The organism is uncultured Planktosalinus sp. (assembly GCF_963973675.1).
Lineage (GTDB): Bacteria > Bacteroidota > Bacteroidia > Flavobacteriales > Flavobacteriaceae > Planktosalinus.
This window is the reverse complement of sequence record NZ_CAXBAN010000372.1, coordinates 1-2,613: the sequence shown is the minus strand read 5'-3', so window position 1 is coordinate 2,613 and position 2,613 is coordinate 1. Positions and strand designations below refer to the sequence as shown.

Here is a 2,613-nt window from a genome sequence, read left to right as displayed (position 1 = left end):
AAAACCGATCCTAACACCATTTACCGGTGCAATTAATCCATTTCAACAAATTGGTTTGTATTTGAGTACTCCCCCTATTTCTTTGAGAAATTTTTTATTCGCCAAGTGTTTATTGAAAAAGGTCATCAAAAAAACTTACATTTAGAAACTCATTTTGTAAACATCGTCTTTTGGGTGTTTAGCAACACAAAAGCGCTAAAACATTTTGTATATACTAATAGTGACACCAACCTAAAAACCAAAAAAATGAACTTCAATTTAAAAATTAAAAAACGCTTATACAATGGCGTTGCTATCTCAATCATCGCGATGGGTCTTTTAAGTGTTTCGTGCAAAGAAGCACCAGCCCCCTCAAAAAACGGTGAAAGCGAATTGATCATGAAAATCAATGCTGTTCAAGAACAGGTCATGGCACAAGGAAATATAACTAAAGAAGAGGAGCAAGCCATGTTAAGTTTGTGCAGCATCATGGCACATGATGACGGTTTAGCAAATTTTAGTCCCGATGCCAGGATGGTATTAAAAGACGCAGATATGGTACCCGTTTATGAAGGTTGTGAGGGGCTTTCTAAAGAAGAAACAAAAGCATGTTTTAATGATAAAGTAGCGACCTTTATCAAGCGGGAGTTTAACTTGAGTTTATCTAAAGCGTTAAATCTTTCAGAACCCAAGCAGGTTGAAGCTTTTTTTATAATTGATGAAACCGGACATCTAACCGGAATGAAAGTGAGAGATTCAGAAGTAAGCATACAGGCAGAAATCCTGAGAGTACTTAGAAAGATGCCGGTGATGCAACCCGCTATTCACAATGGAAAAAGCGTTTCAGTCTTGTGTTCTATGCTTGTAAACTATGGAAATGCCATCGAAATTGATTTTGTTTACATTCCTGAAAGACCCAATGAATAACCGTTGAACCACCTATCATAGTAACCTTCAAAAACCGGTTGCCAACAATTGCACTTCCGCATGGCTCCTCCAACCGGGTTTTGCAAAAAATAGTAGAACAAATTCACCCTTAAACTGCTCTTCTCAAAGCAGTTGTTTCTCTTTTTTAACTATATTTGAGTACTCCCCCAAATCTTTATCGCTTTTTTAACCGCTGGATGTTTAATGAAAGAGGATTGCCAAGAAGACTTACTTTTAGAAACTCATGTTGTATAAATCGCTTTATGGCTATATAACAACAATAAAATACTAAGGCATTTTGTATATACTAACCTTGGCTGTAATTAAAAAATCCAATTATGAAAAAAACATTGCGTATTGTACTATTAACTCTTGTACTTGGTTCTAGCTTATTTTATAGTTGTCAATCCAATTCAAATAATGCTGAAAAGATTGTAGAAGATCAAAAAGAAAACTCCTGGAATCCAGAGGAACAAGAATTAATAGCCCTTGTAGAAAAGCTCTTGATTGCTGCAGGTAATTCTGACTATCAGACTTTAGAATCCATAGTTTCAAACAAGTCAAACATGGGAATTGCTATCCTTCGAGATGGAGTTTCGAAAAATTCCGTTATCACAATTAGCGAATTTTTTGAAACAGAAAAAAACCGAGACGGAAAACGAAAGCCATATTATGAACCTGTTAATGAATACAAAATCCTCATAAATAAAGGGCAAATCGCTTTTGTTTGGGCTGATGCTACGCTACATAAATACGGTGTCCCCCGGACAAATAACATCGACAATTTTACCTTAATCAAGGAAGATGGTGAATGGAAGTTCATTAATATCTCATTCACAAATACAGCCTTACCGGAAGAACTGCAAAAATTTGATATAGAGGTTTTTGCCAAGAGTTATGCACAGGTATGGTGTAGCCAAAGACCTAATTTTGTCTCTTATTTTTTCGCTGAAGATGGGGTGCTACAGATAAATAATGGTCTGCCGGCAGAAGGCAGAGAAGCGATAACAAAAGTTGCCAAAAGTTTTATGGAGACTTTTCCTGATATGGTTGTTTCAATGGACAGTTTGTCTACCAACAAAGACAAAACAACATTTCATTGGACGCTTACCGGTACTAATAGCGGTATCAATGGTACTGGAAATAAAGTTAGAATAAGTGGGTATGAGGAGTGGCTGATCAATGACGATGGGTTCATTCAAGAATCTAAGGGCTATTTTGATGAAAAAGAATACACGCGACAACTTGAAAGTGGTACAGATAAATAAAAACTACTACCTTCAATGTGTATACTGCATAGCCTTTGGGATACGCACCATACACAAAATGGTGTGCTTCATTATAACCAACCAATAACCAATGATACAATTCTTTAGAAAAATTAGACAAAAATTACTCTCTGAAAATAAGTTCAGTAAGTATTTGATTTATGCAATTGGAGAAATAATTCTTGTGGTTATAGGAATTTTGATTGCATTACAGATTAATAATTGGAATGAAGGAAGAAAGGATGAAATAAGAGCTTCTAATTATATAAATAGGATTTCTGAGGATTTAGATAGGTCAATAAACAGAAGTGAAAGTTTAGCGAAGCTTAATAAATCGATCCTTAAAGCAGTGACTGATACTCAAAATTTCTTAGAACGAGGAACGGAGTTAAATGTTGAAGAAAAACAAATTGTTGATTATGCTTTTTTATGGTTTCCT

General features: G+C 35.2%; 3 protein-coding genes. All 3 read left to right on the top strand.

Annotated features, from left to right (window positions below):
• Positions 1–246 precede the first annotated feature (246 nt).
• On the top strand, positions 247–906 hold the full coding sequence (locus AACY61_RS12180; RefSeq protein WP_339611846.1) for a hypothetical protein: 660 nt from the start codon (positions 247–249) through the stop codon (positions 904–906).
• Positions 907–1,256: 350 nt separating this feature from the next.
• Positions 1,257–2,174 (top strand): ester cyclase, encoded by a 918-nt coding sequence (locus AACY61_RS12175; protein ID WP_339611845.1) that lies wholly within the window; start codon positions 1,257–1,259, stop codon positions 2,172–2,174.
• A gap of 91 nt (positions 2,175–2,265) precedes the next feature.
• Positions 2,266–2,613: DUF6090 family protein (locus AACY61_RS12170; protein WP_339611844.1), on the top strand; the 348-nt coding region annotated here is incomplete at its 3' end.